The 25,372-nt window shown below is 64.6% G+C and carries 19 protein-coding genes and 2 pseudogenes; 9 read left to right on the top strand and 12 right to left on the bottom strand.

Annotation, left to right across the window (positions count from 1 at the left end; genetic code table 11):
* Positions 1-17 precede the first annotated feature (17 nt).
* Together AA0Z93_RS08635 and AA0Z93_RS08630 are read right to left on the bottom strand one after the other, a co-directional pair.
* Positions 18-1,379 (bottom strand): aspartate aminotransferase family protein, encoded by a 1,362-nt coding sequence (locus AA0Z93_RS08635; RefSeq protein ID WP_413049091.1) that lies wholly within the window; start codon positions 1,377-1,379, stop codon positions 18-20.
* 46 nt (positions 1,380-1,425) lie between these two features.
* Positions 1,426-2,784, bottom strand: coding sequence for a glutamine synthetase family protein (locus AA0Z93_RS08630; RefSeq protein WP_296269136.1), 1,359 nt, complete (start codon positions 2,782-2,784; stop codon positions 1,426-1,428).
* 627 nt (positions 2,785-3,411) lie between these two features.
* Here AA0Z93_RS08630 and AA0Z93_RS08625 point away from each other — a divergent pair.
* The gene (locus tag AA0Z93_RS08625; RefSeq protein WP_413049090.1) at positions 3,412-4,788 is read left to right on the top strand and encodes a glutamine synthetase family protein; all 1,377 of its coding nucleotides are present in this window, start codon (positions 3,412-3,414) and stop codon (positions 4,786-4,788) included.
* A gap of 314 nt (positions 4,789-5,102) precedes the next feature.
* Here AA0Z93_RS08625 and argA read toward each other — a convergent pair whose 3' ends face one another.
* Together argA and argE are read right to left on the bottom strand one after the other, a co-directional pair.
* Entirely contained in the window at positions 5,103-6,401 is a 1,299-nt protein-coding gene (gene argA, locus AA0Z93_RS08620; RefSeq protein ID WP_413049089.1) for an amino-acid N-acetyltransferase, read from the bottom strand.
* A gap of 124 nt (positions 6,402-6,525) precedes the next feature.
* A complete protein-coding gene (gene argE, locus AA0Z93_RS08615) occupies positions 6,526-7,668 on the bottom strand; it encodes an acetylornithine deacetylase (protein WP_413049088.1) in 1,143 nt (380 codons plus the stop codon).
* Between the two features lie 148 nt (positions 7,669-7,816).
* Between argE and AA0Z93_RS08610 the strand changes: the two genes are divergently transcribed.
* Positions 7,817-9,217, top strand: a complete 1,401-nt coding sequence (locus AA0Z93_RS08610) for an inorganic triphosphatase (RefSeq protein WP_413049087.1) — start codon at positions 7,817-7,819, stop codon at positions 9,215-9,217.
* Here the strand turns inward: AA0Z93_RS08610 and AA0Z93_RS08605 are convergent.
* The gene (locus tag AA0Z93_RS08605; protein WP_413049086.1) at positions 9,206-9,676 is read right to left on the bottom strand and encodes an Lrp/AsnC family transcriptional regulator; all 471 of its coding nucleotides are present in this window, start codon (positions 9,674-9,676) and stop codon (positions 9,206-9,208) included. The two genes, AA0Z93_RS08610 and AA0Z93_RS08605, sit on opposite strands and share 12 nt — an antisense overlap.
* Positions 9,677-9,799: 123 nt before the next feature.
* Between AA0Z93_RS08605 and AA0Z93_RS08600 the strand changes: the two genes are divergently transcribed.
* Entirely contained in the window at positions 9,800-10,129 is a 330-nt protein-coding gene (locus AA0Z93_RS08600; RefSeq protein ID WP_413049085.1) for a hypothetical protein, read from the top strand.
* A 53-nt stretch (positions 10,130-10,182) separates the two neighbouring features.
* Entirely contained in the window at positions 10,183-11,856 is a 1,674-nt protein-coding gene (locus AA0Z93_RS08595) for a GspE/PulE family protein (protein ID WP_413049084.1), read from the top strand.
* A 2-nt stretch (positions 11,857-11,858) separates the two neighbouring features.
* Here AA0Z93_RS08595 and AA0Z93_RS08590 read toward each other — a convergent pair whose 3' ends face one another.
* The 5 genes and pseudogenes from AA0Z93_RS08590 to AA0Z93_RS08570 form a co-directional block, all read right to left on the bottom strand.
* Positions 11,859-12,008, bottom strand: coding sequence for a gamma-butyrobetaine hydroxylase-like domain-containing protein (locus AA0Z93_RS08590; RefSeq protein WP_413049183.1), 150 nt, complete (start codon positions 12,006-12,008; stop codon positions 11,859-11,861).
* Positions 11,994-12,812: pseudogene (locus tag AA0Z93_RS08585) on the bottom strand (FAD-binding protein); the annotation flags it as partial. The pseudogene AA0Z93_RS08585 and the gene AA0Z93_RS08590, both read right to left, overlap by 15 nt.
* A pseudogene (locus tag AA0Z93_RS08580) lies at positions 12,809-13,320 on the bottom strand (GntR family transcriptional regulator). The pseudogenes AA0Z93_RS08585 and AA0Z93_RS08580, both read right to left, overlap by 4 nt.
* Before the next feature lie 333 nt (positions 13,321-13,653).
* A complete protein-coding gene (locus AA0Z93_RS08575) occupies positions 13,654-15,330 on the bottom strand; it encodes an aryl-sulfate sulfotransferase (protein WP_413049083.1) in 1,677 nt (558 codons plus the stop codon).
* An 11-nt stretch (positions 15,331-15,341) separates the two neighbouring features.
* Positions 15,342-17,735, bottom strand: a complete 2,394-nt coding sequence (locus AA0Z93_RS08570; RefSeq protein WP_413049082.1) for a TonB-dependent receptor — start codon at positions 17,733-17,735, stop codon at positions 15,342-15,344.
* A 192-nt stretch (positions 17,736-17,927) separates the two neighbouring features.
* On the opposite strand from AA0Z93_RS08570, the gene AA0Z93_RS08565 reads away from it, so the two are divergent.
* The 3 genes from AA0Z93_RS08565 (at position 17,928) to AA0Z93_RS08555 (ending at position 20,342) form a co-directional block, all read left to right on the top strand.
* Entirely contained in the window at positions 17,928-18,848 is a 921-nt protein-coding gene (locus AA0Z93_RS08565) for a LysR family transcriptional regulator (RefSeq protein ID WP_413049081.1), read from the top strand.
* A gap of 292 nt (positions 18,849-19,140) precedes the next feature.
* Positions 19,141-19,500 (top strand): transposase, encoded by a 360-nt coding sequence (locus AA0Z93_RS08560; protein WP_413046095.1) that lies wholly within the window; start codon positions 19,141-19,143, stop codon positions 19,498-19,500.
* Entirely contained in the window at positions 19,497-20,342 is an 846-nt protein-coding gene (locus AA0Z93_RS08555) for an IS3 family transposase (protein WP_413048345.1), read from the top strand. The genes AA0Z93_RS08560 and AA0Z93_RS08555 overlap by 4 nt, the downstream gene beginning before the upstream one ends.
* 210 nt (positions 20,343-20,552) lie before the next feature.
* On the opposite strand, the gene AA0Z93_RS08550 is transcribed toward AA0Z93_RS08555, so the two are convergent.
* Together AA0Z93_RS08550 and AA0Z93_RS08545 are read right to left on the bottom strand one after the other, a co-directional pair.
* Complete coding sequence (locus AA0Z93_RS08550) at positions 20,553-21,458, bottom strand: TauD/TfdA dioxygenase family protein (protein ID WP_413049080.1); 906 nt, start codon at positions 21,456-21,458, stop codon at positions 20,553-20,555.
* Between the two features lie 41 nt (positions 21,459-21,499).
* Complete coding sequence (locus AA0Z93_RS08545) at positions 21,500-22,546, bottom strand: ABC transporter substrate-binding protein (RefSeq protein ID WP_413049079.1); 1,047 nt, start codon at positions 22,544-22,546, stop codon at positions 21,500-21,502.
* Between the two features lie 295 nt (positions 22,547-22,841).
* On the opposite strand from AA0Z93_RS08545, the gene AA0Z93_RS08540 reads away from it, so the two are divergent.
* Both AA0Z93_RS08540 and AA0Z93_RS08535 read left to right on the top strand, forming a co-directional pair.
* Positions 22,842-24,425, top strand: coding sequence for an ABC transporter permease (locus tag AA0Z93_RS08540; RefSeq protein ID WP_413049078.1), 1,584 nt, complete (start codon positions 22,842-22,844; stop codon positions 24,423-24,425).
* Positions 24,422-25,285, top strand: coding sequence for an ABC transporter ATP-binding protein (locus AA0Z93_RS08535; protein ID WP_413049077.1), 864 nt, complete (start codon positions 24,422-24,424; stop codon positions 25,283-25,285). The genes AA0Z93_RS08540 and AA0Z93_RS08535 overlap by 4 nt, the downstream gene beginning before the upstream one ends.
* Positions 25,286-25,372 lie beyond the last annotated feature (87 nt).

The following is a 25,372-nucleotide window of genomic DNA, read 5'->3' as shown; positions in this document are numbered from 1 at the left end:
CCTGAAAAAGCCTGGCTTCAACCGAGCGCTTGCAAGGTCAGGTCCAGGCACTTGCGCGCCTTCTCGACCAGCTCGTCGATTTCGGCATGGCTGATCACCAACGGCGGCGCGATGATCATGGTGTCGCCCACGGCGCGCATGATCAGCCCGTTGTCGAAACAGAAGTTGCGGCAGATCATCCCGGCTTCCTGGCCCTCGTAGCGGCTGCGCGTGGCCTTGTCCTTGACCAGCTCGATGGCGCCGAGCAGGCCCAGACCGCGGACCTCGCCCACCAGAGGGTGGTCCTGCAATTCGCGCAGACGTTTCTGCAAATACGGTGCCGCTTCGCTGCGGGCCTTATCGATGATCTTCTCGTCGCGCAGGATGCGCAGGTTTTCCAGGCCCACGGCGGCGGCCACCGGATGGCCGGAATAGGTGAAGCCGTGGTTGAAGTCGCCACCTTCGCTGATCACCTTGGCCACCTCGTCGCGCACGATCACCCCTCCCATGGGGATGTAGCCAGAGGTCAGGCCTTTGGCGATGGTCATCAGGTCGGGCTCGAGGTCGTAGTAGTCGGAGCCGAACCACTCGCCGGTGCGCCCGAAGCCGCAGATCACTTCGTCGGCCACGAACAGGATGTCGTAGCGGGCGAGGATTTCCTTGATCTTCGGCCAGTAGGTGTCGGGCGGAATGATCACCCCGCCCGCGCCCTGGATCGGCTCGGCGATGAAGGCCGCGACGTTGTCTTCGCCCACTTCGAGAATTTTCTGCTCGAGCTGCTCGGCGGCCCAGGTGCCGAATGCCTCTGGCGTCATGTCGCCGCCTTCGCCGAACCAATAGGGCTGCGCGATGTGCACGATGCCGGGAATCGGCAGACCGCCCTGGGCATGCATGCCGCTCATGCCGCCCAGGCTCGCGCCGGCCACGGTCGAGCCATGGTAGCCATTGACCCGGCCGATCAGGGTCTGCTTGTGCGGCTTGCCCTTGAGCGTCCAGTAGTGGCGGACCATGCGCAGCACGGTGTCGTTGCCTTCGGAGCCGGAGCCGGTGAAGAACACATGGCTCATGCCCGCTGGCGCCACCTCGGTGATGGCCTTGGCCAGCTCCAGCGCCGGTGGGTGGGCGGTCTGGAAGAACAGGTTGTAGTACGGCAACTCGCGCATCTGCTTTTCGGCGGCCTGCACCAGCTCTTCGCGGCCATAACCGACGGCGACGCACCACAGCCCGGCCATGCCGTCGAGGATCTGCCGGCCTTCGCTGTCCCACAAATGCACGCCCTTGGCCTTGGTGATGATGCGCGGGCCCTTGGCCTTCAGCTGCTTGTAGTCGCTGAAGGGCGCAAGGTGGTGCTCGCCGCTCAGGGCTTGCCATTCACGGGTTTGCGGGTTGACGACGCTCATGTGCTTCTCCATTGGGCCACGGGCCGCCGCAGCGGCCCAGGATTGATCAGACTGCGAACAGCAGGAACTCGCGCTCCCAGGAACTGATGACGCGTTTGAAGTTTTCATGCTCGGCGCGCTTGGTGGCGACGTAGCCGGCGATGAATTTCTTGCCCAGGTACTGCTCCAGGGCACGGCTGTTTTCCATGCGCTCCAGGGCATCCTCGATGGTCAGCGGCAGGCGCAGGTTGCGCCGCTCGTAGCCACGACCCACCACCGGGGCGCTGGCTTCGATGCCCTCGACCATGCCGATGTAGCCGCACAGCAGGCTGGCGGCGATGGCCAGGTAGGGGTTGGCATCGGCGCCGGGCAAACGGTTCTCGACACGGCGGTTCTGCGGCGTGGCATCCGGCACGCGCAGGCCGACGGTGCGGTTCTCTTCGCCCCACTCGACGTTCACCGGCGCCGAGGTGTCGGGCAGGAAGCGGCGGAACGAGTTGACGTTGGGCGCGAACAGCGGCAGCGCCTCGGGGATGAATTTCTGCAGGCCGCCGATGTGGTTGAGGAACAGCGCGCTCATGCTGCCGTCGTCGTTGGCGAAGATGTTCTTGCCGGTGGCGAGGTCGATCACGCTCTGGTGCAGGTGCATGGCGCTGCCCGGCTCGCCGGTCATGGGCTTGGCCATGAAGGTCGCGGCCACGTTGTGCTTGAGCGCGGCCTCGCGCATGGTGCGCTTGAACACCAGGATCTGGTCGGCCAGGTGCAGTGCGTCGCCGTGACGGAAGTTGATCTCCATCTGCGCGGTACCGTCTTCGTGGATCAGTGTATCGAGGTCCAGCTCCTGCAATTCGCACCAGTCGTAGACGTCTTCGAACAATGGGTCGAATTCGTTGGCGGCCTCGATCGAAAACGACTGCCGGCCCGTTTCCGGGCGGCCGGAGCGGCCGACCGGCGGCTGCAACGGGAAGTCCGGGTCTTCGGCGCGCTTGGTCAGGTAGAACTCCATCTCCGGCGCGACGATGGGCTGCCAGCCCTTGTCGGCGTAAAGCTTGAGCACTTTCTTCAAGACGTTGCGCGGCGACAGCTCGATCGGATTGCCTTTCTTGTCGTAGGTGTCGTGGATCACCTGAGCGGTGGGTTCGATGGCCCAGGGCACGAGGTAGACGGCGCTCTCGTCGGGGCGGCAGATCATGTCGATGTCGGCCGGATCGAGCAACTCGTAATAGATGTCGTCATCGACGTAATCGCCGGTCACGGTCTGCAGCAACACGCTCTCGGGCAGACGCATGCCTTTTTCGGCGATGAACTTGTTGGTGGGTGAAATCTTGCCGCGGGTAATGCCGGTCAGGTCGCTGATCAGGCATTCGACTTCGGTGATCTTGTGTTCTTTCAACCAATCGGTGAGCTGGTCGAGGTTGTTACTCATAAATACCTCAGAGGATGGTATGACCCGGCGAATACGCGCAGGGTGGGGTCATGCGGCTGCCGACGAAGGCCGGCACGCTGCATCAGACCGCCTGGACGGGCCTGCGTTTTGATTCTGGCTGCACAGTATGGCTAAAGCAAAACGGCCTGCATGATGAGCCATCATCGAGACAAAGCCTGTGGGCAGAGGGAAGGCGCATACCCCCGGCGCGAGGTGAGCGCACGGCAACGTCAACTATTGTGGTCAGTGCGCAGCGCGCCGGCGCTTGCCTGGCAACGATGCCACCACCTGCGTGCCAGCCCGCTGCCGACGATGGACAGACGGATTTTTCAGGTCGACGGACGCGGACCATGACACCCTCGTATTGTTCTGTTCTGGGTGAGTCGGAGCTTAGCGGTGTCCATTTTTTTATACAACTACCCTGTAAAAAATAGAATACGCCAAGGGCGCTATATCCGTTCTCGACTAAAATGGCACATAATGCCGAGCCCCAAATTGCAGCAAATCTGCCGCAGATGAGCCATTTAAGGGCATCAGGGGCCTGGCTTGACTTGGCAAACGCTTTCCGATTGACTGAGTTGGCAAGCCCCCCTTGATTGATATTTTTAACAACAAAGGTGTTGCATCATGTCGGTACCCCCGCGTGCCGTTCAGCTTAACGAAGCGAACGCGTTCCTTAAGGAACATCCTGAGGTTCTCTACGTTGACCTTCTGATTGCAGATATGAATGGTGTGGTGCGCGGCAAGCGCATCGAGCGCACCAGCCTCCACAAGGTTTACGAGAAAGGCATCAACCTGCCGGCCTCCCTCTTCGCCCTCGACATCAACGGTTCGACCGTCGAAAGCACGGGGCTGGGCCTGGACATCGGCGATGCCGACCGCATCTGCTATCCGATTCCCGACACCCTCTCCAACGAACCCTGGCAGAAGCGCCCCACCGCGCAACTGCTGATGACCATGCACGAAATCGAAGGCGAGCCGTTCTTCGCCGACCCGCGGGAAGTGTTGCGCCAAGTGGTGAGCAAGTTCACCGACATGGGCCTGACCATCTGCGCGGCGTTCGAGCTGGAGTTCTACCTGATCGACCAGGAGAACGTGAACGGCCGGCCGCAGCCGCCGCGCTCGCCGATTTCCGGCAAGCGTCCGCAGTCCACGCAGGTCTACCTGATCGACGATCTCGACGAATACGCAGATTGCCTGCAGGACATCCTCGAAGGCGCCAAGGAGCAAGGCATTCCGGCCGACGCCATCGTCAAGGAAAGCGCCCCGGCGCAGTTCGAAGTCAACCTGCACCACGTGCCCGACGCGCTCAAGGCCTGCGACTACGCCGTACTGCTCAAGCGTCTGATCAAGAACATCGCCTACGACCATGAAATGGACACCACCTTCATGGCCAAGCCCTATCCGGGCCAGGCAGGCAACGGCTTGCACGTACACATTTCGATCCTGGACAAAGACGGCAACAACATCTTTACCAGCGAGGATCCCGAGCAGAACGCCGCGTTGCGTCACGCCGTCGGCGGTGTGCTCGAGACCCTGCCCGCATCCATGGCTTTCCTGTGCCCGAACGTGAACTCGTATCGCCGCTTCGGCGCGCAGTTCTACGTGCCCAACGCGCCGAGCTGGGGCCTGGACAACCGCACCGTGGCCCTGCGCGTGCCCACCGGCTCGCCCGACGCGGTGCGCATCGAGCACCGCGTGGCCGGCGCCGACGCCAACCCGTACCTGATGATGGCCGCCGTCCTGGCCGGCGTGCACCACGGCCTGACCAACAAGATCGAGCCCGGCACACCGATCGAAGGCAACTCGTACGAGCAGCTCGAGCAGAGCCTGCCGAACAACTTGCGCGACGCCCTGCGCGAGCTGGACGACAGCGAGATCCTCAACAAGTACATCGATCCGAAGTACATCGACATCTTCGTCGCGTGCAAGGAAAGCGAGCTGGAGGAGTTCGAACATTCCATCTCCGACCTCGAGTACAACTGGTACTTGCATACGGTCTGATGCGAATGGAAACGCCGTCGTCGGGGACAACGCCGGTCAGTTAAGCCGAAACAGTGTTAATTGGGGCCGCTTTGCAGCCCATCTCGGCTAAACCGGAGCGCCGGCCGGCCGCTCCAACAGGGTCATGCTTATCCTGTAGGAGCGGCTTCAGCCGCGATGGGCCGCAAGGCGGCCCCCAACTGCTCAACTATTCAGCATTACCCCCGGAAGCGGCGTTCTGCTCTGCCAGAAGGTGAGCGAGGGTGCCAAAGCGTCCTCGCTGAGCTGGATTGAACGGCCTCAACGCCTCTTTTTACAGCCCGCGCCCCTCGCCCTCAAATCGACTTCTCGAAAATCTTCGAATTGCGCTGGAAGTTGTACAGCGACGCGCGCGCCGCCGGCAGCCGCTCCACGCCGCTGGGCGCGAAGCCGCGTTCGCGGAACCAGTGTGCGGTGCGGGTGGTGAGCACGAACAGCGTGTCCAGCCCCAACTGCCGCGCGCGGTTTTCGATGCGTTCGAGCAAGTCGTCGCCGCGCCCGCCATGGCGGTATTCGGGATTCACCGCCAGGCAAGCCAACTCCCCGGCTTGAGAGTCGGCGATGGGGTAGAGCGCCGCGCAAGCGATGATCATGCCTTCGCGCTCGACCACGCTGAACTGCTCGATTTCGCGCTCCAGCACCTCCCGCGAGCGCCGCACCAGAATGCCCTGTTCTTCCAATGGACTGATCAGATCGAGCAGGCCGCCGACGTCCTCGATGGTGGCTTCGCGGACGATCTCGAACTGCTCCTGCGCCACCAGCGTACCGCTGCCGTCACGGGTGAACAGCTCGGTCAGCAGCGCGCCGTTTTCGGCATAGCTGACGATGTGGCTACGCATCACCCCACCCTTGCACGCCTGGGCCGCGGCATCGAGCAGCTCGCCCTGATAGTCGCTGCCCAGCCGCGCCAGGTGCGGCGGAATCTGTTGCGGGCGCAGCTCGCGCACCAGCTTGCCGCCTTCGTCCAGCAGGCCCGGCTCGGCACCGAACAGCAACAGCTTGTCGGCGCCCAGCTCGATGGCGGCACGGGTGGCGACGTCCTCGCAGGCCAGGTTGAAGATCTCGCCGGTCGGCGAGTAGCCCAGCGACGACAGCAGCACGATGGAGCGCTCGTCGAGCAGGCGCCCGATGCCCTTGCGGTCGATGCGCCGCACCTCGCCGGTGTGTACGTAATCGATGCCTTCCAGCACGCCGATGGGCCGTGCGGTGACCAGGTTGCCGCCGGCGACGCGCAGCCGTGAGCCGTGCATGGGCGAGGCGGCGATGTCCATCGACAGGCGCGCCTCGATGGCCAGGCGCAGCGCGCCCACGGCGTCGATCACGCATTCCAGGGTCGGCGCGTCGGTGATGCGCAGGCCACGGTGGTAGCGCGGGGCCAGACCACGGGCGGCCAGGCGGCTTTCGATCTGCGGCCGGGAACCGTGTACCAGCACCAGACGCACGCCCAGGCTGTGCAACAGCACCAGGTCGTGGACGATGTTGCCGAAGTTGGGGTGGTCGACACCTTCACCGGGCAGCATCACCACGAAGGTGCAGTCGCGGTGGGCATTGATGTAGGGCGAAGCATGGCGCAACCAATTGACGTATTCGGGCATGACGGGGCCTGTGGCTAAGTGGACGGAGAACGGAGATGCGAACGGCGTTCAGGATCATCGTCGGAACAGGCTTGCGGTCACGCGTACGCTCCTTGTGGCAAGACGAAAAACGGTGGCGGGTGGTTTAGTGCAGGCAGTAGTGCTGGATCAGATCCCGCAATAGACGCACGGTCGGGTCCAGAAGTGACATGTCCAGGTATTCGCCCGGTTGGTGGGCGCAGCGGATGTCGCCCGGACCGAGCACGATGGTCTCGCAGCCCAGCTGTTGCAGGTACGGCGCCTCGGTGCCGAAAGCCACGGCTTCTGCGGCATGCCCGGTCAGACGTTCGGCCAGGCGCACCAGTTCGGTATCGGCGGCCTGTTCGAAAGGCGGCACCTCGGGGAACAGCGGCGCGTAGTCGATCTTCACCTCGTGGCGCTCGGCCACGGGCCGCAGTTTGGCGCCGATGGCCGCGCGCAGTTGCTCGACGTCCATGCCGGGCAGCGGCCGTAGGTCGAACTCCAGCGAGCACTGGCCGCAGATGCGGTTGGGGTTGTCGCCGCCGTGGATGCAGCCGAAATTCAGGGTCGGTGTGGGCACCGAGAACTGCGGGTTGCTGTAGGTGTTCTGCCATTGCTGGCGCAGGCCCATCAACTCGCCCATCACCGCGTGCATGGCTTCCAGCGCGCTGTGGCCCAGGCTCGGGTCGGAGGAATGGCCGCTGCGCCCGAGAATGTCGATGCGGTCCATGAGGATGCCCTTGTGCATGCGGATCGGCCGCAGCCCGGTGGGCTCGCCGATCACTGCGGCGCGCCCGAGCGGTTGCCCGGCTTGGGCAAGGGCGCGGGCGCCGGACATCGAGCTTTCTTCGTCGCACGTGGCGAGGATCAGCAGCGGCTGCTTGAAATCGTGCGCCAGCAATGGCTGCACGGCCTTGATCACCAGAGCGAAGAAGCCTTTCATGTCGCAACTGCCCAGGCCGATCCAGCGACCGTCCTGCTCGGTCAGCTTGAGCGGGTCGGTGCGCCACAGCTGCTCGTCGAACGGCACGGTATCGCTGTGCCCGGCCAACACCAGACCGCCCGGGCCGCTGCCGCGGGTGGCCAGAAGGTTGAACTTGCCGGGGGTGACCTGCTGGATTTCACAGGTGAAGCCCAGGTCGCCCAGCCAGCCGGCGAGCAGGTCGATGACCGGACGATTGGACTGGTCCAGCGACGGCTGGGTGCAACTGACGGAAGGCGCGGCGATCAGCGCGGCGAACTGTTCTTTCAACGATGGCAGTGGCATGCGCGCTCTCCTGATGATCTGCGGCCATCATAGCAACGCGGGTAGCGCTTGGGGCAAGGCTTCCCGCTTGACCGACGGCCCGGCGCAGCGGTGGGCGCGCGACTGCTGTAGACTGGCGAACATTCACGCCCCTGCTCCGAGCCCCGCGATGCCCACAGAAACCGAACTCAAACTCCGCGCCAGCCGCGAGACCCTTGCCGCCCTGCGCGAGCACCCCTTGCTGAAAAAGCGCAACAAGTCCGGCTGGCAGACCCGCGAGCTGACCAACCAATACTTCGACACCGCCGAAGGCGAGCTGTCCGCCGCTCAAGTGGCGCTGCGCCTGCGCCGCGACGGCGAGGTCGTCATCCAGACCCTCAAATGCCGCGGCCGCAGCGTGGCCGGGCTGTCCGAGCGCCAAGAGTTCGAATGGCAGCTGGACAAACCCAAGCTCGACCTGAAAAAACTCGACGCCAGCTGCTGGCCCGAGGCGCTGGCCGCGCTCGACAAGAAAACCATCAAGCCGCTGTTCAGCACCGACTTCACCCGCGAATACGCCGAAATCGCCTGGGGTCGCGGCAAGGCGAAAGTGGTGATCGAAGTCGCACTCGACCAGGGCTCGGTCGTGGCGGGCAAACGCAAGGAAGAGATCTGCGAAGTCGAGCTGGAATTGCGTGAGGGCAACGCCGAGGCGCTGCTGGAACTGGCCGCCGAACTGGCCGCCACGCATGCCCTGATGCCGTGCGACATCAGCAAGGCCGAGCGCGGCTACCGCCTGCTCGACCCGTCCAGCTACGACCTGAACCTGCCGGCCACCGAGCTGGCGTCGGACATGGCCCTGGACGACGCCTTCGCCGCCCTGGCCTGGCAGCTGCTGGGCAGCAGCCAGCGCCTGGCCGAGCAATACCGCCACAATGGCCACTGGAGCCTGCTGCAAGACTGGGTCAAGTGCCTGGCCGAGTTGCGTGCGCTGGTCGCCAGCCTTGGCCAGGCCGCGCCACGCCCTACCACACGCGCATTGCGCACCAGCCTCGACGCACTGCTTGAAGACTGGCGCCCACTGGTCCAGGCCGGCAACAACGACGAAGACATCCGCCGCGCCGCGCCCGAGCAGTTCGCCGAAGAGCTGGAAGACCCGCGCTGGGGTCAGTTCTCGCTGGAAACCTCGCGCTGGTTGCTGGCCCGCAGCTGGACCGTCGAGCGCAGCAAGCGCGGCGAGCGCCAGGGCAAGGCGCAATTGGCCAGTTGGCTGATGCACCTGCTGGGCGAGGAAGGCCGCGACCTGCAACTGTCGCTTTACGTACAGCGCCCCGAAGACCTCGGCGAGCAACTGCCGCGCATCGAGCGCCTGCAAAGCTGGCTGCACCATGCCCGCGAAGTGCTCGAGGCGCCGCAGCTCGACCGCCTGTACGGCGACCTCAACAAGCTGCAGCAGTTGGCCGAGCAGCCGTTGGGCGACGACGAAGCCGAGGTGCGCGAGCAACTGCTCCAAGCCCGCATCGAACAGGCGCGCGCAGTCGATCAGAGCCGCGGCTGGAAGTACCTGCTCAAATCCGCCTCAACGCGCTAATGGCAGGCAGGTGGTGGACTTGATCTCCGACAGCGCGACGATCGAGTTCACCTCTTGGATGCCCGGCACGTTCGACAGCTTTTCGAAGAAGAAACGCTCGTAGGCCTCGATGTCTGAGGTCACGATGCGTAACAGAAAGTCCACCGATCCCATCAGCACGTAACATTCCAGCACTTCCGGAAATTCCCGAATCGCGTCGGTGAATTCGGCGAAGTTCGAGCGACCGTGGGCGTTGAGCTTCACTTCGGCGAAGATCTGCGTGTTCAACCCCACCTTCTTGCGATCCAGCAGCGTCACCTGCGCGCGGATCACGCCCTCTTCCTTCAAGCGTTGAATGCGCCGCCAGCAAGGCGATTGCGACAAACCCACGCGTTCGGCCACTTGCGCGCTGGACAGCGAAGCATCTTCTTGCAGCACCTCGAGGATGCGGCGGTCGTAGGCATCCAGCTCGCTTTGCATGATCGATTCTCCAAACGTATTTCTGCGAATCAGACGATCTGTCGACCCCTAGAATCAGACGAATCATAGCGAAATAATTGCAAATGGCGCATGCCAGAATGCTCCCGACTTCTGGAGATCGCCATGAACGCATTCGTCCAACTCGACACCCCCACCCGCCCCGACCATTTCGCACCCAGCCTTGCGCCCCTGTGCGTGAGCTACCACGTAACGGTCGAAGCCGAACCCGACAGCCTGTGCCGCATCCTCAACCTGTTCGCCTTGCAATCGCTGACGCCCCACGCGATCCAGGCCAGCCAGCAGGACGATCTGCTCACCGTGGGTATCGAAGTGGGCGGTTTGAGCTGGCCACGTGCCGAGCTGATCGCGCAGAAGATGCGCAACCTCGTCTGCGTGGCTGAGGTGACCCTTCAAGAGCCCGGCAAGATTCGGCAAAGCCATTGCGCCATGTGACCGCGTGACGCGGGCTACCTTTGGCCGACCCTTTCCCGGCAAGGATGCCTGCGATGTTCGCCACGCCCGACCACAACCTCGACCTCAACCGCCTGCTCGACACCTTGCTGGCCGAGCAGCGCCTGTCGGCCACCACCGCGCTGGCGGTGCTCGACGCCGCCAAGCACCAGGCACAGACGCATCCGCTGGAACTGATCGCCAGCCTGGCGCAGAACGACCCGAGCGCCACCCTGGACCTCGACGGCTTGTGCCAATGGCTGGCGACCAAGGTCGGCCAGCCTTACCGGCACCTCGACCCGTTGCAACTGGACTTGAGCCACGCCGCAGGTTTGGTTTCCACGGCGTTCGCCCAGCGCCACGGCATCCTGCCGGTCGCTGCCGACGCCAGCGGCGTCACCATCGCCAGCGCCCAACCCTACCAACGTGAGTGGGAAGCCGACCTGCTGCGCAGCCTGGGCCGGCCGATCCATAGGGTCATGGCCAACCCGGTGTCGATCCGCCAGATCGGTGCGGCTTGCGGGCAACTGGCGCGGCAAGTGGCCGGTGCCGACCATCAGCATGGCGCAGGCGTGGCGCAGCTCGAACGACTGCTCGCCAAGAACCGCACCCTCGAGACCGCCAGCGCCGAAGACGCGCACATCGTGGCCTTGGTGGACTGGATGCTGCAGTACGCCGTGGAACAGCGCGCCAGCGACATCCACCTGGAGCCGCGGCGCGACAAAGGCCAGTTGCGTTACCGCATCGACGGGCTGCTGCACCCGGTCTATGCCTTCCCCACGGGTGTGACCCTGGCCGTCACCAGCCGCCTGAAGCACCTGGGGCGAATGAACGTGGCAGAGAAGCGCCGCCCCCAGGACGGCCGCCTGCACAGCCGGCTGCCGAGCGGCCAGGAGATCGAACTGCGCTTGTCGAGCCTGCCTACGCCGTTCGGGGAAAAACTGGTACTGCGTCTGTCCGACCCGCAACAGTTACAGCAGGACTTCACCCGTCTGGGCCTGGAAGGGGTGGTGCTGCAACGCTGGGAACACCTGCTGCGACAACGCCAAGGCATGATCCTGGTCACCGGCCCGACCGGCTCGGGCAAAACCCAGACCTTGTACGCCAGCCTCGACCGCCTGGCCTCGCCACAGGTCAACCTGTGCACCATCGAAGACCCCATCGAGCGCCTGCACCCGGCGCTCAACCAACTGCAAGTGCACGCCGCTCTCGATCTGGGTTTCGCCAGCGGCGTGCGCGCCTTGCTGCGCCAAGACCCCGACGTGATCATGATCGGTGAGATCCGCGACCAGGAGACGGCCCAGGTGGCGATCCAGGCGGCGCTCACCGGGCACCTGGTGCTCTCGACCCTGCACACCAACGACGCGTGCAGCGCCATCACCCGTTTGCAGGAGCTGGGCGTGGCCACCTACCTGATCAAGGCCACGTTGGTCGGGGTCATGGCCCAGCGGCTGGTGCGCATGCTGTGCCAACAGTGCCTGGCCCGGACGTTTCCGGGGAGCGGCGCCTGTGCACAGTGCCGCGGCACTGGCTTCCACGGGCGCACTGGGCTGTTCGAACTGCTGGTGATGAGCGACGCGCTACGCGAGCATCTCGACGCCGACGCCGACGTGCAGCGTCTGCGTCAGCTGGCGGCCAGCGAAGGGCTGCGCAGTCTGCGCCAGTGCGGTGAAGACAAGGTGGCGGCCGGTGTCACCAGCGAGCAGGAGGTCTTGAGGGTATGCGCGTGACTTCAGCCACCCACCCGGGCCTGCGCCGATTCGTCCGGCGTACTGCCCAGCTCGCGCAAGTAATCCCAGGGGTAGATGCCGCAGTCGTGTCCGTCGCTGAACACCAATTGCACGCCGTACCCCCTGCAATTCGAGACGCTCCGTGCGGCCATCTCGGCGCAGTCGCGGATCGCCGTCATCTCCATGGCGCGCATCGGCTCGTGGGGGTCGTTGGCTTTCATCTGCGCCAGGTCGCGCTCGACCTGCTCGGTATCGACAGCGGCCAGCTCGCGACCGGCCACATAGCGCGCTGCGCCGGCCCCGGCGAACCCGCCGTAGGTGAAGGCGCCGAGCATGTAGTTGTGCGGCACGGCAGCCATGTCACCGGCGGCGTGCAAGCCCTGGACGCTGGTCTCGGCCTTCTCGTTGACCCACACCCCGGAAGTCGAGTGGCCCGAGCAGCACGCCGGCCGCCGCGCCCTGGTCGTCGAGCAGCACGCGGGTGCAGACCATGCGGTTGGTGATCTCGACCCTGGCGCGCTTGAGCTGGCGGTACAGCACCTTCTTGATGTCGTGGCCTTCGGGCATGGGCAGCACGTAGGCGCCCATGTGGTGGACTTTCGTTACGGCGTAGTCACCGGTTTCGTCCTTTTCGAACTTCACGCCCCAGCGGTCGAGCTGCTCGATGGTCTCGAAACTGTGGGTGGCGTAGGCGTACACCGCGGCCTGGTTGACGATGCCGTCGTTGGCCACGGTGATTTCCTTGGTGTACTGCTCCGGCGTGGCGTGGCCGGGAATGATCGCGTTGTTGAGGCCGTCCATGCCCATGCTGATGGCGCCGCTGCGGCGCACGTTGGCCTTGTCCAGCAGCAGCACGCGCAGATGCTTGTCGTGCTCCTTGGCCTTGATCGCCGCATCGGCCCGGCGGTGCCGCCGCCGATCACGATGATGTCGTAGTCCTGAGTCTGGATGGTCATGCCTTGGCCCCCTTCTGGCGGTCGATGCGCAGGCGATACTGGAAGGCGTCGCCGCGGTAGTAGAGGTGTTCGAAGTCCAGCGGCGTGCCGTCGGCGGTGTGGGTCAAGCGTTCGATGCGCATGATCGGCGAGCCTTCTTCCACATCCAGGGCCTGGGTCAGGTCGCTGTCGGCCAGTACCGCGTCGATGGCCAGGTCGGCATGGCCGAGAGCGATGCCGCAATCGTTTTCCAGCAGCAGGAAGATGTCGCGGGTGACCAGGTCGGCTTTTTCCAGACGCTCGCCCACCGCTTTGGGTAGCCAGGTCAGTTCGAGCGAAACCGGCTCGCGGTTGATTAGCCGCACCCGGCGAATCTCGGTGACCAGGCTGCCCTCCTCGACCTGCAAGCGCGCGGCTACGAGGGCATGCGGCTGTGCGGCGGGTAGGTGCCGTCGAGGATGCGCTCGCGCAGCAAGCCCTTGAGTTGGGTATATAGCGGTACGGGCGAGAGAGGGAGCAGTTCGGCCATGGGACTCTTCACGGATGGTTCGACTTGTTATGACAAGTTATGGCCGGGGAGTACCGTTGCGCGTTCCGAGGTGAGAAATACCGAGTTTGCATATGGATATGCGTTGCTCGCAGAAGGCACGCTCCCCTGTGGGAGCGGCCGGTCCGGCGCTCCGATCAGCCGCGATGGCCTGCGCAGCAGGCCCAATGGCTATGATCGGTTTCCGTCAGGTGCTTGGCGGTGCCTGTGCTGGGGCGGCGCTGCCGCCCATCGCGGCTAAAGCCGCTCCAACAATCGAGAGATTCCAAGTCAGCCATGTTGGTGCGGGGAGCGCCAGGTCGCAGCCTCGCCAGCTCAGAACGCCTTGTCGAGATCGATGATCAGCGCGCGGTAACCCACGCTTCCGGGCTGTCGGCTGTGCACCTTCAGCTCCACCAACACCTCCTGAGTGCCCCGCCGCACTTCGTTGAGCACCGTGGTGGTGAGCTTCTCCGGCGTCAGAAAGCCGACCGATGCCGAGTAGATGAACTGGGTGTCGGTTTCGGGCCGATAGGCGACCACTGAGGTGACGGGGCTGTACCACTCGTCGCCACGTTCCTGCCCATAGGCCCAGACCTGCTCGACCGTGCCCTGCGCCTCGTCGATGCGGTACTCCACTGCGCGGCTGTAGTTGCCCGTGAGCTTGGTCGGCGCGAAGTCGCGGCCCCAGCCGTTGTCGAACACCGTCAGCGTGCCTTTGCCGGTGAGCCAGGCAGTGTGCTGGGTCCACGACCAATCGAAGTCCTGGCTCTGCAACGGCTTGAGCACTTTGTCCTGCAGCCGCGCAGGCCAACCCTGGGGCGAGGCGAGAATCCACTTCACGGTCTTGTCGCGGCCGATCTTCACCACTCCTTGATGACGCGCCGAGACGATGAGGCTGTCGTCCGCCGGATCGTGGTCGATGGCGTTGACGTGCGCCCAGTTGCGCCCGGTGCCTACGCCCGGTGTGTCGCCGAACGGCAGATCGCCTTCGGCCAGCTCGTTGGCCAGGCGATCGTCCTGCTTGGTCACACCGTGGGGCAATTGCAGCGCGGCTTTGCCCAGGGTGCCGAGCAGGTCGCCGCGATAGGGGTCGAGGATCTGGTTCAAGTCCCAGAAGTCGACGACGTCGCCCGCCTCGTCGACCTCGATGATGTGGTCGCGGATCGAGCGTACGCGCTTGCCGTCGGGGCGGCGGTAGTCGCTGGTGCCGACCCGCAAAAGGTAGGTGCCATGGGCCGTTTCGCGGATTTCGTGCGAGAAGTCGGCAAATTTGTCGGGCAGGTTGCGCTGCCAGATGCGTCGACCGAGCAGGTCGAACTTCGAATAGGTCTGGCCCTGGCCCCAGATCAGCTTGCCGTCGCGGGTCTGCTGGAAGCCCATGGTGCCGCCCAGGCCGTCGCGGCGGTTGGAATCGTGGATCTGCTCGATGTCCAGGTACCAGCGCACGTCACCGTTGCTGTCGGCGATCCAGTTGTTGCCCACCTGGTCCCACTCCGCCGCACCGCCCAGGCCGTTCCATTTGAAGGCGCGGCCACCGGGGATATCGCCCAGCAGATGGTTGAACAGATACAGCCGCCGCTCGAAACCGGGCGCCACCTTGATCGGCTCCACCTCCGGCAGCGCGGCGGTCTGGCTGGCCACCACCGGCAGACGCACGGCAGGCGCGTAGATCGCGTAACGCTCGCGCAGCCGCTCGCCGTCGAGCTTGTAGGTGACGTCCACCTGGTTGACGTGGTCGGGGTAAAGCCCGAACACCGGAATGCCGCCATAGGTCCACAGCGACCGGTTGGACACGGCATAAGCGATGTCAACGCCGCGCTCGCCGCGGCCCAGCACGCGCACGTGCACATCGCTCAGCACGCGTCCGCCATCACGGATCACGGCGGTCAGCGGCGCCAGCCGGTAGGGGTTGACCACCACGTCGCCGAGCAGCGCCTGGCCACGCTCGGGCACGCGGGCGGTGATGCAGGCGCCTTCGGGCAGGTCGGGGGTTTGCGTCTTGGCATTCATCGAACAGCTCCTCAGAAGTCGTAGCGGGCGGTCGCGCCCAGGGTGCGGGGGGTGCCGAGCACGCCGGAGTAGCCGCCGTTGGCGGAATTCCAGAGGCTGGTGAAATAGGTCTTGTCGCCGGCGTTCTTCAGCCACAGCGACAGGTCGAGCACGCCGTCGTCCTGGTTCAGGCGCACGCCGCCGGACAGGTTGACCACGGCGTAGCTGGGGATCTGGCCGTATTCGGAGTCGTCGAGGGTGCCCACGGCGCGGGAGCGCCAGGCGTAGCTGGCGGTGACGTACGGCTCGATGCGCTCGTTCACCTGCCACTTGTACTGGGTGTTGACGTTGGCGATGTACTTGGAGGCGCCTACCACTTGATGGCCGGTCAGGTCGCAACTGGACGCGCCGGTGGCGAAGCTCACTTCCGGCGGGCAGGGCGCGTCTTCGTAGTCGGTGTAGCGCACATCGTTCCAGGAGCCGTTGACGTTCACCGTCAGGCCGCGAATCGGCAGTGCCGTGGCCTCCAACTCCAGCCCCCGCGAGCGCACGCTGCCGGCGTTGGCCAGGTACTGCACGCGGTTGACCTGGTCGTAGACGTTGGCCTGGTAGCCGTGCACGTCGGCCCAGAACAGGTTGGCGTTGAGCAGCAGACGGCGGTCCAGCAGCGTGCTCTTGACGCCGAGTTCGGTGTTGTCGATGCGCTCGGTGCCGACGATCAGCGAGTCGGTGCCGGCGGTCGGTGCGGCGCCCACGCTGAGGTTCACGCCGCCCGACTTCTCGCCGTGGGACAGACTGGCATAGCCCAGCACATCGTCGGTGAACTGGTAACTCAAGCTGAGCAGGCCGGAGGGGCTGAAGCTGTACTGGTTGAGGTCGCCCGAATCGTAGACCCCGACACGGCCACGGCGCGCCGTCGCCGCAGCGCCGGTCACCGCCGCGCCACCGGTGGGCGCATCACGGGTCACCCAAGCGCTTTTCTCTTCGTAGGTGCCGCGGATGCCGGCGGTGAAGTCCAGGCGGTCGGTCAGGTGCCAGGTGCCCTGGGCGAACAGCGCGTAGCTGTCGGTGTCGATGTGGCCGTCGCTGAGGCTGTCGACATTGGCCAGGGCGCCGTTGGGGGTAGCGCTCCAGATGTCGGCCAGTGGGCCATAGGCATAGGCCAGCTGGTTGTCCAGATCCTGCTTGAAGTAATAGGCGCCCAATACGTAGTCGAACGCGCCGCCGGTGGGCGAAGCCAGGCGGATTTCCTGCGAGTACTGCTTGTCGCGTACCGAGACGCCGGCGTTGTAATAGACCGGTACGTTCAAGCCATCGTCGTTGCGCGGGGTGAAGTCCCACCAGCGGTAGGCGCTGATGGAGGTCAGGGTGAAGTCGTTGGGCAGGGTCCAGTTGGCCTCCACCGACGTGCCGCCCTGGAACACTGTGACCTGCTGCTTGGAGTCGAGGTTGACCTTGCGCTTCTTGCCGTCCACCAGGGTGGCACCGGCACGCGCGGCCAGGGTTTCGTAGCGGTTCACGCCGTTGATGGTGGGGCCGGTGCTGAACAGCGCCAGGGTGCCGTTGTCGGAGTCTTCTTCGTTGTACTCGCCGATCCAGCGCAGGTCGAAGGTGTCGCTGGGCTGGAACAGCAGTTGGGTGCGAAAGCCCTGGCACTTGCCGCCGTTGAGGTCATCGCCGTTGTGGACGTTCTTCACATAGCCGTCGTCTTCGGTGCGGTAGGCACTGATGCGCCCGGCCAGGGTGTCGGTGATCGGCCCGGACAGACTGCCCTGGGTCTGCCAGTAGCCGTCTTCGCCGAGCGAGGACTGCACGCTGCCTTCGCGCTGGAAGGTGGGCTTGCGCGTGGTGATGTTCAACACGCCCGCCGTGGTGTTCTTGCCGAACAGGGTGCCTTGCGGGCCGCGCAGCACTTCGAGCTGGTCGACGTCGAGCAGGTCGAACACGGCCATCCCGGGGCGGCCGAGGTAGACGTTGTCCAGGTACACGCCCACGCTGCCTTCCAGGCCGTCGCTGGCCGGGTTGTTGCCCAGCCCGCGAATGGAGATGCTCGACTGGCGCGCATGGAAATACGACACGTTGGTGCTGGGCACCAGTTGCTGGATGTCCTGGACGCGGTAGATGCGCTGGGTTTCCAGGGTTTCGCTGCCGAGCACGCTGATGGCCGTAGGCACGCTTTGCGAAGTCTCCTCGCGGCGGCGGGCGTTGACGGTCACGGTGCCGAGCTGCGAGGCCTGGTTGGCGGCCGGGGTGGCGCTCACGGTGGAGGCCTGGGTGGGGCTGGCTTGTGTGGCGGCGGTTGCGGCCACGTTCGCTTCGGCGGCGATGGACTGCCCGGGGTTCAGCGCTGCGACCAGCACGGCGGCGGTCAGCGGTTGCAAGGCGAATAGCGCGGTACGGCTCGGCCGCGGGTCAAATCGGGACATTGCATGCTCCTTGAGGCATGGGCACCTGGCGAGCATTTCCGTTGGCGGAACCGAATCGCGGCGTTGGCTTTTTATATTCGATTTGGGTCTATAAATATTTTCAAATCATATTTCTAGGAATAATAGAGACCCTTTATAAGTTTCCAGACCCTTCTCTTCAATTGCATTCCACCGAAAGTTTCCATGTAGAAAATGCATATAGACCTGCGCCAACTCCGCCACTACATCGCCCTCGTCGAGCACCGCAGCTTCGTGGCTGCGGCTACGGCGGTGAGCCTGTCGCAATCGGCGTTCAGCCGTAGCATCCAGACCTTGGAGCACAACGTCGGCTGTCGTTTGATCGACCGTGGCAGTCGCGATCTGGAGCCTACCCACCAAGGCCTGCTAGTGCTCGAACACGCGCGGCGGCTGGTGCATGGCGTGCATGACCTGACCACCGAGATCAGCCAGTTCAACGGCGCCAATGCCGGGGTGGTGCGCTTCGGCTCCGGCCCTGCGCCGGCCGGCGGTCTGGTACCGCGGGCAGTGGCGCGTTTCGTCGGGCAGTACCCGGCGGCGCGTACCTGCTTTCAGGTCGACAACTGGCAGGCCTTGCAGCGAAAGCTCGTGGCCGAGGAGATCGAGTTCTTCGTCGCCGACACGCGCCAGTTCGACAGCGACCCGGATTACCAGGTACAGCTGCTGCAACCCCAGCGCTGGCACTTCTGCTGCCGCCAGGGCCATCCCTTGACGCAACGCTCCCAGGTGCTGGCACGGGACTTGTTCGACTACCCCTTGGCAACGACCTTTCGCCCTCCGGCCATCCGCAAGGTGCTCAGCGACCTGAGCGGCCGCCAGGATTTCCTGCCCACGGTGGAATGCGAGCATGGCTATGCGCTGCTCAATGTGGTGCTGCAGTCCGACACCCTGGGTATCGCCTGCCAGGGCAACCTGCGTCCGTACCAGATGGAACAGGGCCTGGTGGCCTTGACCCTGGCCGACCTCACGGCCGAGCAGGACGCGGCGTTCTACACCCATTACGGCATCGTCACCCGCGCCCGCTACAGACTGTCGCCGCTGGCCCTGGGGCTGGTCGGGCATCTGATCGCCTGTGATGGGCAGGACGCTGGCTAGAGGCCGACGCAGATTGCTCGCTTCCAGGAAAAAGCCCCTGGTCGCGAGGGGTGCGGTCAGGGACTTTCCGGAAGCGGTTCTGGCCGGCTGCGTCGATCATCGCGGCCGATCGGAGCGCCGAACCGGCGGCTTCTACAAGGACTTGGCGTTCCAGGTAATAACCCTGCCCCCTGTGGGAGCCGCGGAGTCTGGGATGGCCGACGTTATTCAGGCATCGCATTTTTTCGGATGGATCGCGGTGGCTGGATCAGGCCGGCTGCGCCGGCCATCGCGGCTGAAGTGAAGTGGCCTAATGATTTTGGACACCTTCATCGGGCGCTATGATGGCGCCCAACTGGAGGCAAAATCAGTGCGTAAATCTTACTCAAGAGAATACAAAGTCCAAGCTGCCGAAATGGTGCTGGACGGTGGTCAGTCAGTCCCCGAAGTCTGCGCGGCCCTTGGGCTTGGGCCCACGGCGTTGCGTCGTTGGGTTGAGCAGGTGCGCGAAGAGCGAGCCGGCAAGGTTCCAGTTGGAGCCAAAGCGATCACCCCCGAGCAGCAACGAATTGAAGAACTCGAAGCGTTGGTTCGGCAAAAAGATCGGGATATCGAAATCCTAAAAAAGGCCAGTGCTCTTCTGCTTCGGGACTCCAAAGATCGTTTTCGCTGATCAACGAGCTGAGTGAGCAATATCCTGTTATCGACTGCTGCCGCGTGCTTGGGGTCAAGCGCAGCAGCTTCTACGCGTGGCGCAAACGGCAAGGGCGTGAAAATCCGGCCAGAGATGCTCTGCGCCTGCTTGCAGTCAAGCATTTCAACGCGTCGCGAGGTGCCTCTGGTTCACGAACGCTGGTGCAGGAATTACGCCGTGAAGGACACGAGGTGGGGCGATACAAGGTGCGCACACTAATGCGCGAAGCTGGCCTGAAGTGTAAACAACGCAGGCCGCACCGGTATCGGTCATCCGGGGCAGAAGCATTGATCGCGCAGAATCAGCTGAAGCGCAATTTCAAGGTTTCGACGATCAATGAGGTTTGGTGTGGCGATGTGACTTACATCCAGGTTGGCAGGCGCTGGTTGTACCTGGCCGCTGTGATTGACCTCTATGCCCGTCGAGTGGTTGGTTGGGCGTTCTCGATGATTGCCGATGCCAATTTGGCTTGTAATGCCCTGCGCATGGCTGCCGAATCGCGCGGTAGGCCGGCGGGTGTGATGTTTCACTCAGATCAGGGCTGTCAGTACACCAGCCATAAATTCAGGGCCGCACTCGATGAGTACAACTTGAACCAGAGCATGAGCCATCGGGGCCAATGCTGGGATAACGCCGCTATGGAACGATTCTTCGGCGCATTGAAATCAGAATGGATGCCAGCAGGTGGTTACGAGACCGAATCTCAGGCACGAGTGGATATCCAAGCTTATCTCATGCGCTACAACCTCAAGCGCCTCCACAGCTACAACGGCTATGAAACACCGGTAGCCATGGAGGAAAAGCTTAAGATAGCGGCATGAACCTTAACCGGTGTCCAAAATTACTTGACCAGTTCAAAGCCGCTCCTACAAGGGATGTGTGTTGTACGGAACAACCGTGCCCTCCTGTAGGAGCCGCGAAGGCTGGGGTGGCCGACGCCATTCTGTAGGAGCGGCTTTAGCCGCGATGGCCGGCGCAGCAGGCCCAATCCAGGCAGCGCCGATGTCCCTCTCAGCGCACAGCGTCTGCCGTCAGCCTTTGCGCGTCGTTCGGCTCAATTGCCCATCCACGCCCACCGGCACTTCGCCGGCCAGGGTCACGCGGCGCACCACGCGCTCCTGGGTGCCGTAGTCGTCCACGGCGTAGTGCTGGGTGGCGCGGTTGTCCCAGATCGCCACATCGCCCGCCTGCCAACGCCAGCGCACGGTGTTTTCCAGGCGCGTCACATGGCTTTGCAGCAAGCCGAACAGGTGCGCCGAATCGGTGGCCGAATAACCCTTGATGCGCTTGACGAAATGCCCCAGCTGCAAGGCGCGCTCGCCACTGAGCGGGTGCACGCGCACCACCGGGTGCTCGGTCTCGTACACCGTGGAGGTGAACACCTTGCGGTAGCGCTCGAGCTTGTCGGCGCTGACGTCGGGGCGGATCACCGAATAGTCGTAGTCGTTGCTGTGCACCGCCCAGAGCTTGTCGGCCAAATCGCGCAACGGCGCCGGCAGGCCCTCGTAGGCGCTGACGGTGTTGGCCCACACGGTGTCGCCGCCCGCGGCTGGGGCCACCACGCTGCGCAGCACCGAGGCCTTGGGGTAGGCGTCGACGAAGGTCACGTCGGTGTGCCACGACGAAGCGCGCTGGCCCTGCGCGCCGTCGAGCTCGAGCACGTAATGGGTGCCGTCCACCACGGGCACGGTGGGATGGGCGACCGGATCGCCGAGCAAGGTGGCGAAAGCCTCCTGCTGCTGGTCGTCCAGATGCTGCTGTTGCCGGAAGAAAATCACCTTGTACTGCAACAGAGCGGCCTGGATGGCTTCCACGGTGGCGGCGTCGAGGTCGGCGGACAGTTTGACGCCGCGGATTTCGGCGCCGATGCGCCCGCCGATGGGGTGGATGTCCAGGTCGAGGGTGGTGGGTACGGTAGCGAGTGCGGCATTGCTCATTGCGATGTTCCTCAGGGTCGGGTCGTTGGGGGCGTTCGGGTTCAGCGGGCGGCCTGGGCGGCCTGGTCCTGTTGCAGGGCGGCATCGAGAAAGCGCGGTTCGATCCAGTCCGCCACCTTGAAGCTGCGGCGGATCAGGCGCTCCTTGGCGGCCAGGTCCACGCCTTGCTGGAGCAGGCCGACGAATTCGGCGTCCAGGCGCGGATCGAAGTAATGGGCGAGGTTTTCGTCAGCCAGCTCGCCTTGCAGGATGCTCTTGGGCCAACTGGCGTTGCTGGCGACCAAATCGACATAGGCCTCGCGGTTATTCTCGTCGCGCAGCCACTGCGCCGCGCGTTCTTGCGCCTTGACCAGGCGCGCCACGAGGTCGGGGTACTGACGAATGAAGTCGCCAGTGCCCAGCAGCACCGCTTGGGTGCTGCCTGCGCCTTCGAGATCGCGGGAGTTGACCGGCAGTTCGACCAGGCCGCGGTCGCGCAGCGAGATCATGTTGGACAGGCCCCAGGTGGCGTCGATCTGGCGCGCGGCCAGGGCGGCATTGGAGGCGTTGAAGTCGAGGTTGATGACCTTCAGGTCGCGCTCCGACAACCCCTGGCTGGCCAGGGCGCTGGCGAACGAGAGCTGGTTGGCGGTGCCGCGGAACACCGCGACGCGCTTGCCCTTGAGGTCTTGCAGGGTCTTGATGCCCGAGCCCGGCACCACGCCCAGGTAGCTTTTCACGCCACGCACGCCGGCCGACAGCACGCGGGTATCGAGGCCGCTGGCCTTGCCGATGATCGCGGCCAGATCGCCCAGGTAGGCGAAGTCGGCCTGCTTGTTGGCCAAGGCTTCGTTGACCACGGGGCCGGCGCCCTTGAAGAACAGCCATTCGATAAGGATCCCGTCGCGGGCGAACTCCTTTTCCAGCAGTTGCTGGTCGCGCAGCACGTCCACCACCCCGGCGGCGCTGTGCTTGCTGCCGGCGCTGAGGTCGGGCACTGCGATGCGAATGGCCTCGGGCTTGGCGGGTGCGGCCAGGGCCGCCCAAGGCGCGGTGGCGAGCAGGGCCAGGGCGAAAGCGCTGGCGAGGTGGCGAAGGGGTCTGTGCATGGTCTGGCTTCCTGGCGATCGGCTACCGGCGGCACCGGTGTGACGGACAGAAACTAGGCTCGCCGGCCGATCACCCACAAAGACCAAAAGCCTATTTTCAAATAACCCTTTCGCATAAATGAGCAGCCACGCGGCCTTGCGCTGCGCATGCAAGCGACGCATGAAAAATATGAGAAATACGCAAAGCCGCTGCCCTTCCCGGCCGTATGAAAGCCATGCTCTTATCCCTTGAGGGTATTAATCAGATTTTTTAATTACTAAAACGCATAAGCTAGTGCGCGTTCGCGAGGTCCTGATGAGCCGAACCTTATCCACCCCTGCACCCGGTTATGGCGGGTCATCGCCCTGGCACCGCGTGCAGGTGCCGAGCCGCTTGCTACCTTGGCTGCTGCCGTTGGCCGTGGCGGCCCTGTGGTGGGTGGCCAGCCGCGATCACTGGATGAGCGAGCAGATCCTGCCGGCGCCATCGCTGGTGTGGCAGAGCGCGCTGGAATTCGGTGCCGGTGAGCTATGGGAGCACTTGTGGATAAGCCTGCAACGGCTGGCCTGGGGGCTGGCGGCGGGCGTCGCCGCAGGTTTGTTGCTGGGCAGTTGGCTGGGCGCCTCGCGGCGCGCGCAAACCCTGGTGCTGCCGACCTTCATCGGCTTGGCACAGATTCCCACCCTGGCCTGGATTCCGTTGTTCATGTTGTTCTTCGGCATCGGCGAGCTGCTCAAGCTGGTGGTGCTGGTCAAGGCCGTGGTGGTGCCGGTGACCCTGCACACCCTGGTCGGCGTGCGCGACGCCCAGCCAAAACTGCGCGAAGCGGCGGCCACTTTGCGCCTGCCCGCGCACCTGGTGTTCCTGCGTCTGCTGCTGCCGGCGGCCCTGCCCTCGTTCCTCGCCGGTGTGCGCCAGGCGCTGGCGGCAGGTTGGACGTCGCTGCTGGCGGTCGAGCTGCTGGCCTCCAGCGAAGGCATCGGCTACCTGATGGTCTGGGGCCGGCAACTGTTCATGCTCGACCTGGTGCTGCTGTGCATCCTGGTGATCGGCGTGCTCGGTGCGCTGATGGAACGCGGCTTTTCGGCACTCGAACGGCGCGCGCTGTACTGGCCGCAGCCGGCCACCGGCGAGCGGCCTCAGGGCCTGGCGACAGGAGGTGGCTTGGGTTTGCTGGTGCCGGTGGCATTGCTGGTGTCGTGGCAACTGACGGTCAGCCTCGGCTGGATCGACCGCAACATCCTCGCCTCGCCGCTCGATGTGCTGAACAGCCTGTGGACGGGCCTGGCCGACGACACGTTGGTCGAGGCGCTGCGCCTGAGCCTGCAACGCGCCTTGGCCGGGTTGCTGTTCGGCGGCAGCGCCGGGCTCGCGATGGGTTTGCTGCTGGCGCTGTCGTCCACCGCCGAGCGCCTGTTCGGCCCCAGCCTGTCGGCCTTGCGCCAGGTGGCGCTGTTCGCCTGGGTGCCGCTGCTCACCGCTTGGTTCGGCCTGGGCGAAGGGGCCAAAGTGGTGTTCGTGGCGTTGGCCGCCTTCTTCCCGCTGCTGATCGCCACCCAGCGCGGCATCGCCAGCCTTTCGCCGCAACTGGACGAAGCCGCCCGTGCGCTGCGCCTGGGATTGCCCGCGCGATTGCGCCTGCTGGTGCTGCCGGGCGCGGCACCGGCCATTTTCGCCGGCCTGCGCCTGTCACTGATCTATGCCTGGCTGGGCACCATCGGCGCCGAATACTTCATGCCCTCCAACGGCGGCATCGCCAGCCTGATGCTGGGCGCCCAACAACTGTTTCGCATGGACCAGGTGATGGCCGCGATGGTGTTGATCGGCGCGATCGGCGCCGCACTGGGCTACCTGGGCCAACACCTGGAATCACGCGCCACGCGCTGGAGAACCGTATGAACGCTTTCAACACCTCGACCCTGACCGCCGCCAACCAGCAGCACAATATCCCGCCGTTGGTGAGCTTCGAACGGGTCGGCAAGTCATTCACCGTCGATGGCCAGGCGCTGGAAGCCATCCGCGATTTCAACCTGGCCATCGACGAAGGCGAATTCATCGCCATCGTCGGCGCCTCCGGCTGCGGCAAGTCGACCCTGCTGCGCTTGCTGGTGGGCCTGGACACGGACTTCAGCGGCAGCATCCGGATCGACGGCCAGCCCGTGCAAGGCATCGGCGCCGAACGCGGCATCGTGTTCCAGGAGCATCGCCTGTTTCCCTGGCTGAGCGTCGAGCAGAACATCGGCCTGGGCCTGGTCAACGAGCGCCTGACTCAGGGCGAGCGCGCCCGACGCATCCACGAACACGTGCTGCTGGTCGGGCTGTCGGGCTTCGAGACGGCCTACCCGCACCAACTCTCCGGCGGCATGGCCCAGCGCGTGGCCATCGCCCGTGGCCTGGTGGCCAGCCCACGCATCCTGCTGCTCGACGAACCCTTCGGCGCCCTCGACGCCCTCACCCGCCAGCAGTTGCAGGACGAACTCCTGGCGATCCGCGAACGCTCGGGGATCACCACCTTGCTGGTGACCCACGACGCCGAAGAAGCCACCTACCTGGCCGACCGCGTAGTGGTGCTCGAACCCCGGCCGGGACGGATCAAGTCGGTGGTCGACATCGACCTGCCCCACCCCAGGCAGCGTACGGGAGTGGCCTTGCATGGGCTGCGCGAGCGGGTGTTGCATCAAATCACCGGGGATGAGGGGTATCGGCAGGTGCAGCCGGCGCGGGTGGAGGGGTTGCGGCCGGAGTTGATCGCGCTGTGAAGGGCTGTGTGCAGGCTCTCGCCTGACAACGACTAGGGAAAAGGCCCACGAATCAAGGCAATGGACGCCATGGGCAGACATGGGTAT

This window comes from Pseudomonas phoenicis (genome assembly GCF_047302395.1).
GTDB lineage: Bacteria > Pseudomonadota > Gammaproteobacteria > Pseudomonadales > Pseudomonadaceae > Aquipseudomonas.
Note: the sequence above shows the minus strand (reverse complement) of the source record. Positions and strands in the feature narration are given on the sequence as shown.